Genomic DNA, 15,044 nt, shown 5'->3' with positions numbered 1-15,044 from the left:
CAACATCAGACCGGAGAAATTTCCCATGACCAGCACCATTGCTACACCCACGCCCACGGATGTCATCGGAGAAGCGCTGGGGAGACAGACATCGCTGGCCGGCGACCTGGTTGCGTTCCGGCGGGAGATGCACGCCGATCCCGAACTGGGACTGGACCTGCCACGCACCCAGGGCCGCGTGCTCGAGGCCCTGCGGGGCTTGGACCTGGAGATCACCCTCGGCAAGAACTCCACATCGGTGGTGGCCGTGCTGCGCGGCGGACTTCCGGCCGTGTCCGGCACCACCACGCCGTCAGTTCTCCTGCGGGGCGACATGGACGGACTTCCCATCACGGAGAAAACCGGAGTGTCCTTCGCCTCCGCCAACGGGGCCATGCACGCCTGCGGCCACGACCTCCACACCGCGGGACTCGTCGGGGCCGCAAGACTCCTGCACGCCGTCAGGGACGAACTCCCCGGCGATGTCATCTTCATGTTCCAGCCGGGCGAGGAAGGCCACGGCGGCGCCGAGGTCATGATCGCCGAAGGGGTCCTCGACGCGGCGGGGCCCCGTCCCAGCGCGGCCTACGGGGTCCACATGGCCTCCGACGCCCCGGCAGGGCTGTTCACCACGCGTCCGGGTTCATACATGGCGGCCATGGGCGAACTGCAGGTGGAAGTCCTGGGACGGGGAGGACACGGATCGCGTCCCTTCCAGACGCTCGACCCCGTGCAGGTTGCCGCCGAAATGGTGGGGGCACTGCAGACGTTCGTGACGCGCAGGTTCAACGTTTTCGACCCCGTAATCCTGACGGTAGGGAAGTTCCAGGGCGGAACGGCGGCCAACATCATTCCCGACACCGCGTCGTTCACCGCTGCAGTGCGCTCCTTCAGCCCCGCCGTCGGGAAGCGCCTACAGACGGAACTCCCGGATATGCTGCGCCGGCTTGCCGAGGCACACCAGCTCACCGCGGATGTTTCGTTCACGCCCAAGCTGCCGGCCACCATCAATAACGACGACGAAGCCGTGTTCTGGGAGCGAACGGTTACCTCGCTCTATGGTCAGGACCGTTTTGAACTCCTCGCCAACCCGAAGGCAGGCTCCGAGGACTTCTCCTGCGTCCTCTTGCAGGTCCCGGGGGCTTTCGGGCACTTGGGCGCAGGTTCACCCGACATGGACCCGAAAGACTGGGCACCGATCCATTCAGCGCGGGCCATTTTTGACGACAGTGTGCTGCCGGATCAGGCACGGTTCCTGGCAACCTTGGCCTTCAACAGGCTACGCGCCGCAGTGTGAGTGTGCACCGCAGTCGGAATGGGACGGAGGAGGGACTACCGGCCCGGACTCCTGAGGGCAGCGGACCTCCTTCGTCGGCTGTGTCCCGGTGACTCGCCTGCGAGGGTTGGCCCTGAATTCGCAGATCATGCTGACCCAGGCCTCGTCCGTGGGGGTCAGGCTCATGGTTAGTTACCGAGCCTTGGATGAGGGCACAGATCCGCTGTTCCTCGGAATGCTGGCTGCATCGTTTGCCGTTCCTGCTCTCTGCACTGCATTGCCGGCCGGGCGGCTTGCCGACCGCGTTGGCGGCTCGGCCGTTACCCTCGCTGGCCTCCTGACTGCCGCCCTGGGAATTGCTGCCATGCTGCTTCTACCCGGGAAGGGTCCGCTGCTTGCCTGCAGTGCGGCTGTGGGCCTCGGTCACTTGCTGGCGATGGTAGGGCAGCAGGCGTCAGTGGCCCACGCCAACGCGACAAAGGGCAGCGACAATGCCTTCGGCACTCTGGCTGCGGCGGCGTCGTTGGGCCAGCTCGTGGGGCCGCTCGTAGCAACGTGGGTCGCGTCGCTGACGCAGGCTGGCCGAGGCCCCAATCCCGACACGTCGGCGGGTTTGTTCCTGTGCTTCGGCTTATCCGTCCTGGCCATGCCGGTTTACCTCTGGATGCATCGCTCAGACCGGGTGCTGGCCAAGAACCGACTGCCCAACGGTCAGGTGTCGGCCGACATGCGCGTGTTGATGTCGAGCCGTGGCCTGTGGCGGCTGTTGACTGTAAGCGGTGCCGTTTTGGTGACCGTCGACCTGATGTACGCGTTTGTGCCGATGTGGGCGATCGAAGAAAATATCAGCGCTGCTACAGTCGGTGCCCTGCTGGCGTTGCGGGCCTTTGTGTCGGTGGTCAGCCGTGTAGGACTCGGACGATTGACCCGACGGTTCGGCAGGAAGCCCCTGCTTATTGTCTCCATCGCCGCAGCAGCCATCTCGCTGCTCGCGCTCCCCATACTGGGAATCTACGGCGCAGCGGTGGCGATGATAGGACTGGGGCTCGGGCTGGGCATCCCGCAGCCGCTCACCATGTCTTGGGTGGTCTCCCTAACCAAGCCATCCCTGCACGGTGCCGCCCTGGGATTGCGAATGACCGTCAATCAGCTGGCGCAGATCGGCCTGCCCCTCGGGGTCGGCGCCGTGGCTGCTCCGCTGGGTGTGGTCGGCATTTTCTGGGCCAACGCCGCGCTGCTGGCTGGGGCAATCGCGATTGTGGTTGGGTCGGAAACTGGGCAGGAACCTGAGGCTAGCGAATCGGGGCCATAAGGCCCTCCACCCCGTCGTCGTCGGAACGACACGGTGCACCCAACCCGCTGAAAGCGACGATAGGTGACAGCGCAACCGGACGCTACGGGTCAAGCTTGACGTCTTCACCCCGAAGGTTGGCGCGGAAGCCGTCGCCCTGAACGGCGACGTCCTGAAGCACGAGGCCATCGGGCAAGCCCTCGATGCTGTGCTCGATGGTCACGAACCGGCGCACGACGGCGGCGGTGGCGTCGGAGAGGAAGTCCGGCCCGCCTACGTCGATCGAGCGTGGTTCGACAACGAGCTTGCCGGCCTTGACCTCGACCGTGCCGGTGGCGGTGACGCGCACTTCTCGGCCCAAGATCGTGACAGTTCGAACCACCATGGCCTGGCCGCCGTCGGCAGAGCTGACCACCGTCCCGTCGCCGAGCTTGCTGGCGACCGCCTCGAACGGCACGGTCGCGTCCACGGTCAGCCGTCCCGCGACCAGCCCGTCCGGGCTGGTGATTACGTCCTGCCCGACGGCCCGGACGTCGCGGAGTGTCGAGGTCCCGGACACCAAGGTCCCAGCGTCCAGCGCAACGTCGGCGAGCCATACCTCGTCCTCCCGCAGGTCTGCGGGAGGCTGTGCCGACGGCGGGCTGCCGGCCCCCGCCGTCGGCGACGGCACAGGCCCTGCCTCTCCCCCGCCTGCCGGGGCGCTCACCGACCACCAGAGGATCACGGCCATCACCCCCAGGACGAGGAGCATCCCCGCAGCACCGATCAGCCAGTCCTTCACACGCGTCCGCTTCATTAGGACAGTCTGATGGCTTGCCCCCTGGGGCGCGAAACCCCGACTGCTCCTTCCCGTCCCGTAATGCCCATCGCCGCTGCGAAGCAGTGCCGCCCATAAGATGAGGCATGGACATCGAGGGTATGCTCTGGACGGTTTTGGGGGCCGGCCTGGTTCTGCTGATGTTCGTTGACGTCTTTCGTACGCTCCTTTACCAGCACGGTTCTGGTCCTGTAGGGCGGGCGATTATGCGCGGATTCTGGCTGGTATCCAGAAAACTGCGAGGCCGGGGCACCTTGATCGCAGCACCTTTGGCCATGGCCGCTGTCATTGGCGCCTGGGCAGGGCTGGCGGCCATAGGCTGGGCCCTGCTCTATCTGCCCCATCTGCCGGCGGGTTTTGTTCACGGAGCCGGGATTCCACAGCGGGGCGACTTTGCCGAAGCGCTCTACATCTCCCTTGTGACTCTTTCCACCGTGGGGTTCGGCGAAATCGTGCCCGCGCATCCGGTGCTCAGGCTAGTTGTAGCCCTCCAGGCCGTCACCGGTTTCGGGTTGCTGACGGCAACGGTCACTTGGATCCTTCAGACGTACCCGGCCCTGAACCGCCGCCGGGCCCTTGCCCACCAGCTGAACCTGTTCAGGGAAGCTGCCGGTCCCGCGGGTGTATTGTCGCTGGATCCCCGGCATGCTGCCGGACTGTTGGAATCAATGGCCGGGAACGTGGCTTTGGTGAGCATAGATCTCCTTGCGTTCCATGAAACTTATTACTTCCGTGAGGTCGAGCAGCGCGGCTCCTTGCCGGCCACGGTGGCCTACGCCCAGGAGTTGGCATCCCAGGCCCTGCGCAGTGAGAGCCCTGAACTCCAGTTCGCCGGACGGATGCTCCACGCGGCGCTGGACGCACTTGCGGACGTTCTTCGCGGCAAATTCGGCCACTCAGGAACCACGTCTTCCGATGTGTTCGACAGCTACGAGCTACACCACCGGCATCTGCGGCGCCGTAATCCGGCCACGGACTAGGGCGACTGCGCACCGGTGCCGTGAAGTCCTAGACATGTGACCAATCAGTCACCTATGCTGGATTTGTGGACGCCGTATTTAAGGCCTTGGCCGACGCCACCCGCCGCGATCTCCTGGATGAACTCTTCAGGAACGACGGGCAGACCCTCCACGCTCTGGAAGCCCGCTTCGAGATGACCCGCTACGGCGTGATGAAGCACCTCAGGGTCCTGGAGGAAGCCGGCCTGGTGGTGACCCGCCGTCGGGGACGGGAGAAACTCCACTTCCTGAATCCGGTGCCCATCCGGCTGGTCCACGACCGCTGGGTGAGCAAATATGCCGAACCATGGGCCGCTGGCCTCAGCGACCTCAAAACCAGATTGGAAAGTCCCATGGAAAAGATCTTCGAAATCTATATCAAGACCACCCCGGAGCGGCTTTGGGAGGCCATCACGGACGGCGAGATACGCAGCAAGTACCAGTTCGGGTCCGTGGTCACCTCGGACTGGACGCCGGGATCACGGTTCGGGATGGCAACCAAGGGCGGGGAACCCCTGGGCGAGGGCGAGAATCTGGAGGTGGACCCGCCCCGCCGGCTCGTCCAGAGCATGCGCGCACTCTGGGGCGAGGACGTCAAGGCCGAAGGCACGTCCCGGGTTACCTGGGAGATCGAACCGGTGGGCGATTCCTGCCGCCTGACCGTCACCCACGACCAGCTCCGCGAAGGCGCCAACGAACAGCTCTACGGCGGCTGGCCGATGATCCTCTCCGGCCTGAAGACCTGGCTGGAAACCGGCGAGCTCCTCACCACTCCCGGCTCGCTCATGTACACCTGAGGCGACGTCGGCGCCCAACCCGGGTGCCGCCGTCGTGGTGAATACTGTGACTTAGCGCCGCTTGTCCGTTTCGGTGACCGTGACGTTGAACGAGGCGTCCAGTTTCACGGTCGCAAAAGTCCCGTCGGCCTTCCGGATGTGTGCCTCGTAGGCTGCCCCCTCCGCATCGGTTTCGACGCGGACGACGGTCGCCCCGGGGTTGGCGGCTTTCGCTGCCGCTTCCACCCGGGCGGCGGTGTCGCCTGTCAGCAGCTGCTCGGTGATGCCGTTGGCTTGGTGGCTGCCCTTTTGATGTGAAACGGACTGAGTTGTGGAGGTCGCTGCGCCGTCTGGAGCGGCCATCGCGAGATACATGCCGCCGACGGCGAGAGCGCCAGTTAGCGCTGCGCCCGCCGCGACGTTTTGCACTGTCTTCATCACGTGCTCCTGATTTCTGCGATCAGGCCCATCGGTGCTTTTCTGACCGCTGCGTTGTTCCGGCCGTCGCGTCCCAGCAACGCCCAGCGCGGTTGGATCCAGTAGGAACATTGTGAATTCTACGCATTCGCGAGGGCGACAACTAGGACAAATTCAGACCTGGTTCATTCCGCCGCCATATGGGCCACTGTGCGACGATGTCGGAATGGAACAACCCACGGAAGTACTGCGCTACGCCGCCTTTACCACCACCCCGGATGGGGGAAATCCGGCGGGAGTAATCCTGGACGCAACCCGACTCGACGACGCCGGTATGCAGGCTATCGCGGCCGACATCGGATATGCGGAATCTGTCTTTGTCACTGAGGCGGCAGTTGACGGAGACTCCCGCCGAAACCGTGTGCGGTACTTTTCCCCAATTGCCGAGGTGCCGTTTTGCGGCCATGCCACGATTGCTTTGGCCGTCGTGCTGTCAGGGCGTGATGGTGCGGGGACTTTTGTTTTCGACACGGCGGTGGGGCCTGTCGTGATCGAGACTCAGGGCCGGGGCGCAGCGGCCACGGCATCCTTCACGAGCGTGGAGCCGCGAGTGGCCGAGTTCCCCGACGGTGTTCTGAGCACCCTGCTCGGGTTGCTCGGCGTGGGACGCGGCGAGCTGCACCCGGCGTACCCTCCGATGATCGCTTTCGCCGGGAACTGGCACCCCATTCTTGTATTCGCAGAACAAAGGACCTTTGACTCATTCGTTTTCGACCCGGATCCCATGCGCACGCTGATGGATGCCCAGAACTGGGCTGGCACCGTAACGACTCTTTGCGAGATGGGACCGGGCGAGTTCGACGCGCGCAACCTTTTCCCGGTGGGCACCATCACCGAAGATCCGGCGACCGGTTCGGCTGCCGCTGCTTTCGGCGGCTACCTCCGCTTGCTTTCTCTCGTGAACCTGCCAAGCCGTGTGGTGGTGCACCAGGGCAGCCATGTGGGCCGCCCGAGCGTGCTCACCGTCGACATTCCTACCTCCGGTGGGATTGTCGTGAGCGGTGGAGCCATCGAGATCACCTGAGCATGCAGCCCGGCCCGAGCCACTTCCGTCAGCGTCCAGCTTGCCGGCCGCTGCCCGGCAAGAGCCACTTCCGTCAGCGTCTGCAGGGTGCCAGAGTTGAACGATGAATGAGGCAAGCGGGAATGAGGAAACTGGCGGATTGGTCCTGAACCTCGACTGCACGCTCGATGCTCCGCCGGAAGAAGTCTTCAGGATGCTGACGGAATCGACCCAGCTGGTGAAGTGGTGGGGTCCGCACGGCTTCACCATCCCTGCAGCCGAGGTGAACCTCACGGAAGGCGGCCGCTACGGATTCCGCATGACGCCACCGGACGGCGAACCGTTCCACCTCTCGGGCGAGTTCCTGGAGATCGATCCCCCATGGCGCCTGGTGTACACCTTCCGCTGGGAGGAACCGACGCCGGACGACCGGGAAACCGTCGTCGACCTCGCACTCGGGAGCACCGGCGAAGCCACGCGCCTGGTGCTCTCGCACGGACCGTTCCTGACGGAAGAGCGGCTGGAACTGCACCGCAACGGATGGACCGAGTCGTTCGAGAAATTGCAGGCGGTTTTGGGTAGTCGCACCTGAACCGCGCGGCCTGCGCGCCGAGGCAGTTCGCGAGCCTACGCGGGCGAGCAAGTCTTCAGTGTCGGAAGTTGCCCTGTGCCCGCATGGGTTCCTAGAAATCGAGATGCCGGCCTCAGTACCCAGTCGCCCGGTATGACGGCATAGGGCGTCCAGGCAGGCGATGCCGGCCGGACAAATTGACCGCTATTGGTGCGTCTACCACCGCGGAGTATCGCCCGATAATTGTCGCACCCGCCACGTAGTCTGCCTTCACGAGCTTGAACAGTTCAACGGGGGATGAAATGGCCGACCCGATCCGCGAGGCAATCGACAGTAAGGCTTCCCTGCCTGCAGCAGCCGCCCCGATCCCTGAATCATCTGAGCCGGATGACGCCGAGTGGCGGGAGCAGCGCGCCGGCACCGAAGGCTTCACGGACAACGCCCTCGCGGACTACCTGCGCCTGCTGCGTCAATTCGACTTGCTCACTGCCGAGCAGGAAGTTGAGCTGGCGCAGGAGATCGAGGCAGGGCTCTTCGCGGAACAACTCCTGGGCAAGGAAATTTCGCGGCCTGAACGGGACAGAGGAGAACTCCGGACCATCGTCCTTCTGGGGCAGCGTGCCGCGGACGTGCTGCTCACCGCTAACCTCCGGCTAGTGGTGTCGATCGCCAAGCACTACACCCACGGGGGCCTGGAGCTCCTGGACTTGATTCAGGAAGGAAACTTGGGACTGCACGAGGCCGTCTACAAGTTTGATTTCGCCAAGGGTTTCAGATTCTCCACCTACGCTACGTTTTGCATCCGGCGAGCCATCACCCGGGCGCTGGCTAACCAAGCCCGTCTTATCCGGCTGCCGGTTAACGTCATCGAGCAGTTGCAGAAGGTCCGGTCAGCACAGCGGACAGCCGAGATCGCGGGGCCCGTCTGCAGCATAGAGGATCTTAGCCAGCTGACGGGTTATTCCGTCGACAAGATCAACTACCTGCTGACCTTGGACAAGCCGACATATTCGCTGAGCTTCCTAGTGCCCGACGGTAGGGGCGGCTCCGAAGCGCTGGCCGAACAGTTGTTGGATCCCTTTGAGTTCGACGCCACGGATCCACTCTTCCATCGACAGTTGAAGGAGCGGGTACATGCCGTACTCGACTCACTCGAAGAGCTGGAAGCAGGCGTTATAGCGATGCGTTTCGGCATGACGGGCGGTAAAGAGAACACCTTGGAGGCTGTCGGGAAGGCGTGCGGCATGCCGCGCGAACGCGTACGCCAGATCGAGGCCGCGGCGCTGAAGAAGCTCAGACACCCTTCCTGCTCGCATGTCCTGCGGCAGTATTACTTGCTCCTGCTCCGCTAGGAACGGCCCTCGCCTGGTCGCGGTGCCCGCCGTACGCCAGCCCGGCCCCCGGACTAGCATTAGGTTCATGCGTGCCAACGACAGTTCTGCCGTTCACAGCGGCGGTGTCCCGACAGCCGGAGGCCCGTCACGCCGTACGGGTGGTGCCGGCCGAATCATGGCAATGCTCGACCATGGTGTTTCCGCGGCTGATCTGGAAACGACACTGTCCGCCTGGCTGGAAGCCGGGGACATTGACCAGTCCACTGCGGCGGCGGCACGGCGGCTGAACGCCCAATTGTGGGAGGCGAGCCGCCGGGAGGGCCTGCTGCGGGTCCTCTACGATACGGCCACCGACCTGACCGGCATCCGCGACGTGGAGGCCGTGCTCAAGGCCATCGTCCGGCGCACCCGGTCATTGATCGGCAGCGACATCGCCTACCTGAGCCTGAACGACTACGACAGCGGTGAGTCCTACGTCCGGGTGACTGACGGCGCAACCACCGCTCTCTTCCGCAACATCCGCATGCCCCTCGGCGAAGGCGTGCTCGGCGCCGTAGCGACCGGCGAGGCGCCCGCCCAAAGCGCGGACTATTTGATGGACGAGTCCAAATCCCATCTGGAGTCCAGCGACACGGCTGTTGCGGCCGAAGGCGTCCGAGCCATCATGGGTGTCCCCCTTCGCGCAGAAGGGAAAGTCATCGGCGCGCTCCTGGTCGCCGACAGGCATGCGCACCTGTTCAGCAGTGATGACATTGCCTTGATGGAATCCATTGGCACGCACGCAGCCGTCGCACTGGAGAACGCCCGTTACTTCAGCGAAATGGCCAGCGCCCTTACCCGGCTAGACCAAGCACAGCAGCAGAACCTAGCCCACGTACGGGCCCTGGAGGAGCTCTCCACACTGGACCGGCGGCTCATGGAAACCCTGGCCGCAACCGGCAGCCTTCCCTATCTGCTCGACCTGCTGGCCGAGTCCCTTGGCACTCCCGTCTTCCTGGTCTCTCCCATGGGCGAGCCGCTGGCGGGGCTTGCCTCGGACGGAGACTTCGGTAGCTTCCCGGCCCTGAGCGCCGCCGAGGAGTCAGCGGCCAGGAGGGCGGCCGTACACTTCGAAATTAAGGACAAGAAGTACACCGTGATGTCCGCCGTAGCGGGCGACCAGCACCTCGCCTCCCTCATCGTCGCGGAGCAACTCAGCACGGCCCGGCTGGCGGTCCTGGAACGCAGCGCCCTGGTGCTCAGTGTGTCCCTGCTTTTGGAGCGCACCTTCCAGGACGCCCAGTACCGGTTGCAGCTGGAACTCATCGATGACCTGCTGAGTCCCCGCGCCGAACACTCGGCGGCGCTGGCCCGCCGGGCCGGGCAGTTCGGTCTGGCAAACCACCTCCAGCTTGTGGTGCGCGTGGTGGGGGTCGGCGACGACCAGCGCCAACGGGCACTCTCCGTACTGAGGCATCGATTCGAGGGGGCCCCGGGAATCATCGCCCTGCACGAATCACACTTGTGCATCATTGAACCCGTGGAGCGACAAGACAGCCGCCCGAATGAAGCCGGCGGTGCCGGGCGCACCGGCCAGTCCATCATTGACGAGCTGAAACGGCGCCGCATCACTGCCGCCGTCGGGTCATCAGAACCAATCACCGGCTTCGCCCGGCTGTCCGCGGCGCACACCGAAGCCCACGCCGTCCTCCGCGCACTGCAGGCCCTCTCACGCAACGGCGAGGCAGCGGACCGTGCGGCCCTCGGTACCGCAGGAATGCTGCTCGGAGCGATGGACAGCCCCTTCGCCGGACAGCTGCTGGCTGCCCAGCTTGGGCCGCTTCTGGCATACGACGAGCGGAGGGGAACGCAGCTGGTCCTCACCGCGTGGACATTCCACGAATACGGCGGTGCCACCCAGGAAACGGCCGACTCCCTCCACATCCACGCCAACACCTTGAGGCAGCGGCTGGACCGGATCGACGCCCTGATCGGTGCCTCGTGGCGCCGGGGAAGCCGTTCCCTCGACATCCAAGTGGCGCTGCGCTTATGGCGGATGAAGACAGCCGGCGTCAGCTCCAGCGGATCCTGACCTTCGGCCAAGCCCCGCCAATCCAGCGCACATGGTGCCCGTACACATGCGCAAGGTCTATATATGGCACGAAACCACATGGTGAGGGTCACTCCATTCTGGAATGCTGAGATCTGCGGCACCTTTCGGGCAGCCGCCCATCCCATCTCTAGGAGTTATTCACAATGTCGTGTGCGCATGCAGCGGGCATCCGTCCCGCAACTTTCGGCGTCCTCCGCCTGCCGCGGAGCGTCGTCGTCGGCGCCCAGCAGCGCTTCGCCGTCGCCAATATCGCAGCCGAATTCGGGACAAACGTCCTCGTCTGCACCGATCCGCGACTGGCCGCCTCAGAGGACCTTTCGGCCCTGGTCCGCAGCCTCGAGGACAAGAACCTGACCGTACGGGTCTACGGCGACACCCAGGCAGAGCTGCCGGTGTCCGGGATCGTGGCCTGCGTCGAGGAGCTCCAGGGCCAGGAAATCGATGTCATCATCGGCTTCGGCGGCGGCAGCTGCATGGACATGGCAAAGGTCGTCTCCGTGCTGCTCACCCACGGCGGCAAACCCAGCGACTACTACGGCGAATTCGCCGTTCCCGGCCCCACCAAGCCGGTCATCGCCCTGCCCACCACAGCGGGCACAGGTTCCGAAGCCACTGCAATCGCCGTCGTCTCCGACCCTGACCTCGGCATGAAGATGGGCATCTCGAGCCCGCACATCATTCCGTTCGCCGCGGTGTGCGATCCCGAGCTGACCTACTCCTGCCCGCCGTCCCTGACGGCGGCCACCGGTGCGGACACTTTCGTGCACCTGGTGGAGTCCTTTACCGCCATCACCCGGGAACCCACGTCCACCCTGGCAAGCGAACGGGTCTTCGTCGGCAAGAACATCCTGACCGACTCGATCGCCTTGAACGGCATCGGGCTCGTGGGCCGCAGCCTCGTCACGGCCTACAAGGACCCCGAAAACACTGAGGCCCGTGCCGGGATGATGCTCGCGGCACTCTACGGCGGCGTGGTCCTCAGCAACGCCGGAACCGCCGCGGCCCATGCCGTCCAGTACCCGGTGGGCGCCCTCACCCACACTCCTCACGGCGTGGGCGTCGGCCTCCTGCTGCCCTACGTCGTCCGCCACAACTTCCAGGCCATCCAGCCGCAGCTCGCGCAGATCGCCGAAGCCCTGGGACGGGATATCCGCGGGCTGGACACGCGCGCTGCCGCCGTCGCAGGCGTCGAGGCAATCGATGAGGTCATCGCCGCCATCGAGCTGCCCCCGACGCTGAAGGACCTTGGCGTGCAGGAAAGCGACCTCGCCCAGATCGCCAAGCTCTCACTGAATTCCAAGCGGCTCATCGACAACAACCCCGTGCCGCTTGACCTCGACGCCGTCACCTCCATCGTGAACGCCGCCTACGCCGGCGACCGCACCATCCGCTGACCAGCAATAAGGACCAAAGATGACCCTCCTTTCAACCACTGAACCGCTCGACGTCGACGGCCTGGCGGTGCCCCGCCAGCTGCTGATTGCCGGGACCTGGCAGGACGCCAGCAACGGTGACACCGTCGAGGTGATCAACCCTTCCGATGCTTCCGTCATCACGGACATCGCCGACGCCGACGTCGAGGACGGCCTTGCCGCCGTCGACGCCGCGGCAGCAGCCCTCCCGGAGTGGGCCGCGACGCCCCCGCGCCGCCGCGCCGAAATCCTGCGCCGCTGCTTCGACCTGATGACCGAGCGCAGCGAGCAGATCGCCCACCTCATCTCCCTCGAAAACGGCAAAGCCCTGGCCGACGCCCGCGGTGAAGTGGCCTACGCCGCCGAATTCTTCCGCTGGTATGCAGAAGAAGCAGTCCGGATCATCGGCGATGTATCCGTTTCGCCGTCGGGCTCCAACCGGATCCTGGTCCAGCACATGCCGATCGGCGTCTGCGTGCTGATCACCCCCTGGAACTTCCCGGCAGCCATGGCCACCCGGAAGCTGGCACCGGCGCTGGCAGCCGGCTGCACCGCGGTGCTAAAGCCCGCCACACTCACGCCGCTGACCACGTTGGCGATCGCCCAGCTGATGGTCGACGCCGGTGTCCCGGCCGGCGTGGTCAACATCATCACCACGAGCAAGACCAGCGACGTCATGACGCCCATCCTCGCTGACCCCCGGGTCCGCAAGCTGTCCTTCACCGGTTCCACCAGCGTCGGACGCCACCTGCTGCGCCAGGCGGCCGACAACGTGCTCAAGTGCTCCATGGAACTCGGCGGCAACGCCCCGTTCCTGGTCTTCGATGACGCGGACCTCGAGCTGGCACTCGACGGCGCAATGATCGCCAAGATGCGCAATGGCGGCCAGGCCTGCACCGCGGCGAACCGGATCTACGTCCAGCGCGGCATCCACGATGAGTTCGCCCGCCGGCTGGCCGAGCGGATGGGCGCCATGCGCGTAGGCCCGGGCACCGACCCCGGCACCGAGGTCGGTCCGCTCGTGGATGAGCCCAGCGTCCGCAAGGTCGACTCGCTGGTCCGCGACGCGGTCAGCCAGGGCGCCCGGCTCCTCGCCGGCGGCAAGGCCATCGACGGCGCCGGGTACTACTACCCGCCCACTGTTGTCACCAACGTGCCGCTGCAGGCCCGCATGGTCAGCGAGGAAATCTTCGGCCCGGTGGCCTCGGTCATCCCCTTCGACACCGAAGAGGAAGTCATCGCCGCCGCCAACGACTCCGAGTACGGCCTCGCGGCGTACGTGTTCACCGAGGACCTCCGCCGAGGGCTCAGGGTCTCCGAGCGCGTCGAAAGCGGCATGGTGGCCCTCAACCGGGGACTCGTTTCCGATCCCGCAGCACCTTTCGGCGGCGTCAAGCAGAGCGGCCTCGGCCGCGAAGGTGCCCACCAGGGCCTGCTGGACTTCACCGAAACCAAATACATTGCCCTCGACTGGTAGCTCCGGCTCCCTTCGTTTCCATCCGAAAGAAAAGACCAATGACGATCTCTAATTCCCACGCCAAGCCGAAGGCAGCGTGGCGGGTACCGCTCGCCAGCTTCGCGGGCACCACCATCGAGTGGTACGACTACTACATCTTCGGTCTGCTGGCCGCGACAGGCGTCTTCAGCCGGCTGTATTTCCCCGAACAGGACCCGGCGACCGGGCTCCTTCTGGCCTTCGTCACCTATGCCGTCGGCTTCGTCGCACGTCCGTTCGGCGGCATGTTCGCCGGCCACTTCGGCGACAAAATCGGCCGCAAGCCCATGCTGGTGCTCTCGCTGCTCATCATGGGTTTCGCCACGCTGGCCATGGGGCTGCTTCCCACCTACGCCCAGATTGGCGTCTGGGCTCCCATCCTCCTGACGGTGCTGCGCCTGCTGCAGGGCTTCGGCGCCGGAGCCGAATGGGCCGGCGCGGCCGTCATCTCCATCGAACATGCCCCTCCCGGCCGCAGCGGATTCTTCGGAAGCTTCACGCAGATGGGCGTCCCGGCAGGCATGCTGCTCGCCAACTCGAGCGTCCTGATCGTCAAGTCCTCCGTGCCCGCCGAAGTCTTCGACGCCTGGGCGTGGCGCGTGCCGTTCCTGCTCAGCGTGGTCCTGATCGTCATCGGCCTGGTTGTTCGCGCCAAGCTCGAGGACTCAGACGACTTCAAGGAACTTCTTGAAACGAAGCAGACCTCGAAGAAGCCGCTGGGCGAAGCCATGAAAAAGGAATCCAAGGGCATCTGGCTGGTGGTCGGCATGCGCCTGGCAGAGAACTCCGCGTTCTACCTGTACACCACGTTCTCGGTGGTCTACATCATGCGGACGTTTGGAGCCGAGCGCGCCAACCAGGGAACGTTGTCGGTCCTGATCGCCTCCGGCATCGGCGTCTTCGCCGTGCCGCTCTGGGCCATCCTCTCGGACAAGATCGGGCGCAAGCCGCTGTACCTGTTCGGCTCGATCGGCGGACTCCTGTTCTTCCCGCTCTACTTCGTCATGACGGATAGCGGCAGCGCGCTGCTGGCAACGCTCGCCATCATCATCGGGCTCGCCGTATTCCACAACTCGATGTACGGCCCCCAGGCCGCCTTCTTCTCCGAGCTGTTCTCCACCAAGCTGCGCTACAGCGGAGCGTCCATGGGCTACCAGTTCGGTTCGGTGCTCGCTGGCGGCATCGCACCGCTGGTCGCCGTGGCGCTCCTGAACGCCGGAAACGGCGAGCCCGGCTGGGTCATCCTCTACTTCAGCATCATCGGCGTCATCACGGTGGTGGCGACCATCCTCGCCCCGGAAACGCTGGAGAAGTTGGACCGGCGCGTCACCGCCGCCCAGGCGCTGGATGAGAAAAACGCAGGGATCGCACAGGATCGCGTCAGCGCGAACTGATAATTCCTGAACTGAGGCGGGCGTCGTCCGGGTCGAAGCTAGACCTGGACGGCGCCCTTCTTTCTGCGCCTGGGATGATCCGCCCGCACTTATTACCAGCGCCAGCGTTGCGCACCTCCGCAGCAATCT

13 protein-coding genes are annotated in these 15,044 nt (G+C 65.0%); 11 read left to right on the top strand and 2 right to left on the bottom strand.

Features of this window, described 5'->3' with window-relative positions:
- The first annotated feature begins 25 nt into the window (after nucleotides 1–25).
- Both OM977_RS04490 and OM977_RS04485 read left to right on the top strand, forming a co-directional pair.
- The gene (locus tag OM977_RS04490) at nucleotides 26–1,276 is read left to right on the top strand and encodes a M20 metallopeptidase family protein (RefSeq protein WP_264356337.1); all 1,251 of its coding nucleotides are present in this window, start codon (nucleotides 26–28) and stop codon (nucleotides 1,274–1,276) included.
- Between the two features lie 127 nt (nucleotides 1,277–1,403).
- Nucleotides 1,404–2,567 carry an MFS transporter gene (locus OM977_RS04485; RefSeq protein WP_264356336.1) on the top strand — a complete coding sequence of 388 codons (1,164 nt, stop codon included), beginning with the start codon at nucleotides 1,404–1,406 and terminating at the stop codon, nucleotides 2,565–2,567.
- Between the two features lie 82 nt (nucleotides 2,568–2,649).
- On the opposite strand, the gene OM977_RS04480 is transcribed toward OM977_RS04485, so the two are convergent.
- On the bottom strand, nucleotides 2,650–3,342 hold the full coding sequence (locus OM977_RS04480) for an LmeA family phospholipid-binding protein (RefSeq protein ID WP_264356335.1): 693 nt from the start codon (nucleotides 3,340–3,342) through the stop codon (nucleotides 2,650–2,652).
- A gap of 275 nt (nucleotides 3,343–3,617) precedes the next feature.
- Here OM977_RS04480 and OM977_RS04475 point away from each other — a divergent pair, with 275 nt between their 5' ends.
- On the top strand, nucleotides 3,618–4,343 hold the full coding sequence (locus OM977_RS04475) for a potassium channel family protein (RefSeq protein WP_264356334.1): 726 nt from the start codon (nucleotides 3,618–3,620) through the stop codon (nucleotides 4,341–4,343).
- A 65-nt stretch (nucleotides 4,344–4,408) separates the two neighbouring features.
- A complete protein-coding gene (locus tag OM977_RS04470; protein ID WP_264356333.1) occupies nucleotides 4,409–5,158 on the top strand; it encodes an ArsR/SmtB family transcription factor in 750 nt (249 codons plus the stop codon).
- Nucleotides 5,159–5,209: 51 nt separating this feature from the next.
- On the opposite strand, the gene OM977_RS04465 is transcribed toward OM977_RS04470, so the two are convergent.
- Nucleotides 5,210–5,575: a hypothetical protein gene (locus OM977_RS04465; protein WP_264356332.1), complete on the bottom strand. Its 366-nt coding sequence runs from the start codon at nucleotides 5,573–5,575 to the stop codon at nucleotides 5,210–5,212.
- 205 nt (nucleotides 5,576–5,780) lie between these two features.
- Here OM977_RS04465 and OM977_RS04460 point away from each other — a divergent pair, with 205 nt between their 5' ends.
- From OM977_RS04460 to OM977_RS04430, 7 genes are all read left to right on the top strand, one after another.
- Nucleotides 5,781–6,638: a PhzF family phenazine biosynthesis protein gene (locus OM977_RS04460; protein ID WP_264356331.1), complete on the top strand. Its 858-nt coding sequence runs from the start codon at nucleotides 5,781–5,783 to the stop codon at nucleotides 6,636–6,638.
- Between the two features lie 103 nt (nucleotides 6,639–6,741).
- On the top strand, nucleotides 6,742–7,209 hold the full coding sequence (locus tag OM977_RS04455) for an SRPBCC family protein (protein ID WP_264356330.1): 468 nt from the start codon (nucleotides 6,742–6,744) through the stop codon (nucleotides 7,207–7,209).
- Nucleotides 7,210–7,490: 281 nt separating this feature from the next.
- On the top strand, nucleotides 7,491–8,540 hold the full coding sequence (locus tag OM977_RS04450) for a sigma-70 family RNA polymerase sigma factor (RefSeq protein WP_264356329.1): 1,050 nt from the start codon (nucleotides 7,491–7,493) through the stop codon (nucleotides 8,538–8,540).
- Nucleotides 8,541–8,697: 157 nt separating this feature from the next.
- Nucleotides 8,698–10,593, top strand: a complete 1,896-nt coding sequence (locus tag OM977_RS04445; RefSeq protein WP_264356328.1) for a helix-turn-helix domain-containing protein — start codon at nucleotides 8,698–8,700, stop codon at nucleotides 10,591–10,593.
- Nucleotides 10,594–10,757: 164 nt separating this feature from the next.
- Nucleotides 10,758–12,008, top strand: coding sequence for an iron-containing alcohol dehydrogenase (locus tag OM977_RS04440; protein WP_264356327.1), 1,251 nt, complete (start codon nucleotides 10,758–10,760; stop codon nucleotides 12,006–12,008).
- 19 nt (nucleotides 12,009–12,027) lie between these two features.
- A complete protein-coding gene (locus tag OM977_RS04435) occupies nucleotides 12,028–13,503 on the top strand; it encodes an NAD-dependent succinate-semialdehyde dehydrogenase (RefSeq protein ID WP_264356326.1) in 1,476 nt (491 codons plus the stop codon).
- A gap of 38 nt (nucleotides 13,504–13,541) precedes the next feature.
- The gene (locus OM977_RS04430; protein WP_264356325.1) at nucleotides 13,542–14,915 is read left to right on the top strand and encodes an MFS transporter; all 1,374 of its coding nucleotides are present in this window, start codon (nucleotides 13,542–13,544) and stop codon (nucleotides 14,913–14,915) included.
- Nucleotides 14,916–15,044: the final 129 nt, after the last annotated feature.

The organism is Pseudarthrobacter sp. MM222 (assembly GCF_947090775.1).
Lineage (GTDB): Bacteria > Actinomycetota > Actinomycetes > Actinomycetales > Micrococcaceae > Arthrobacter.
Note: the sequence above shows the minus strand (reverse complement) of the source record. Positions and strands in the feature narration are given on the sequence as shown.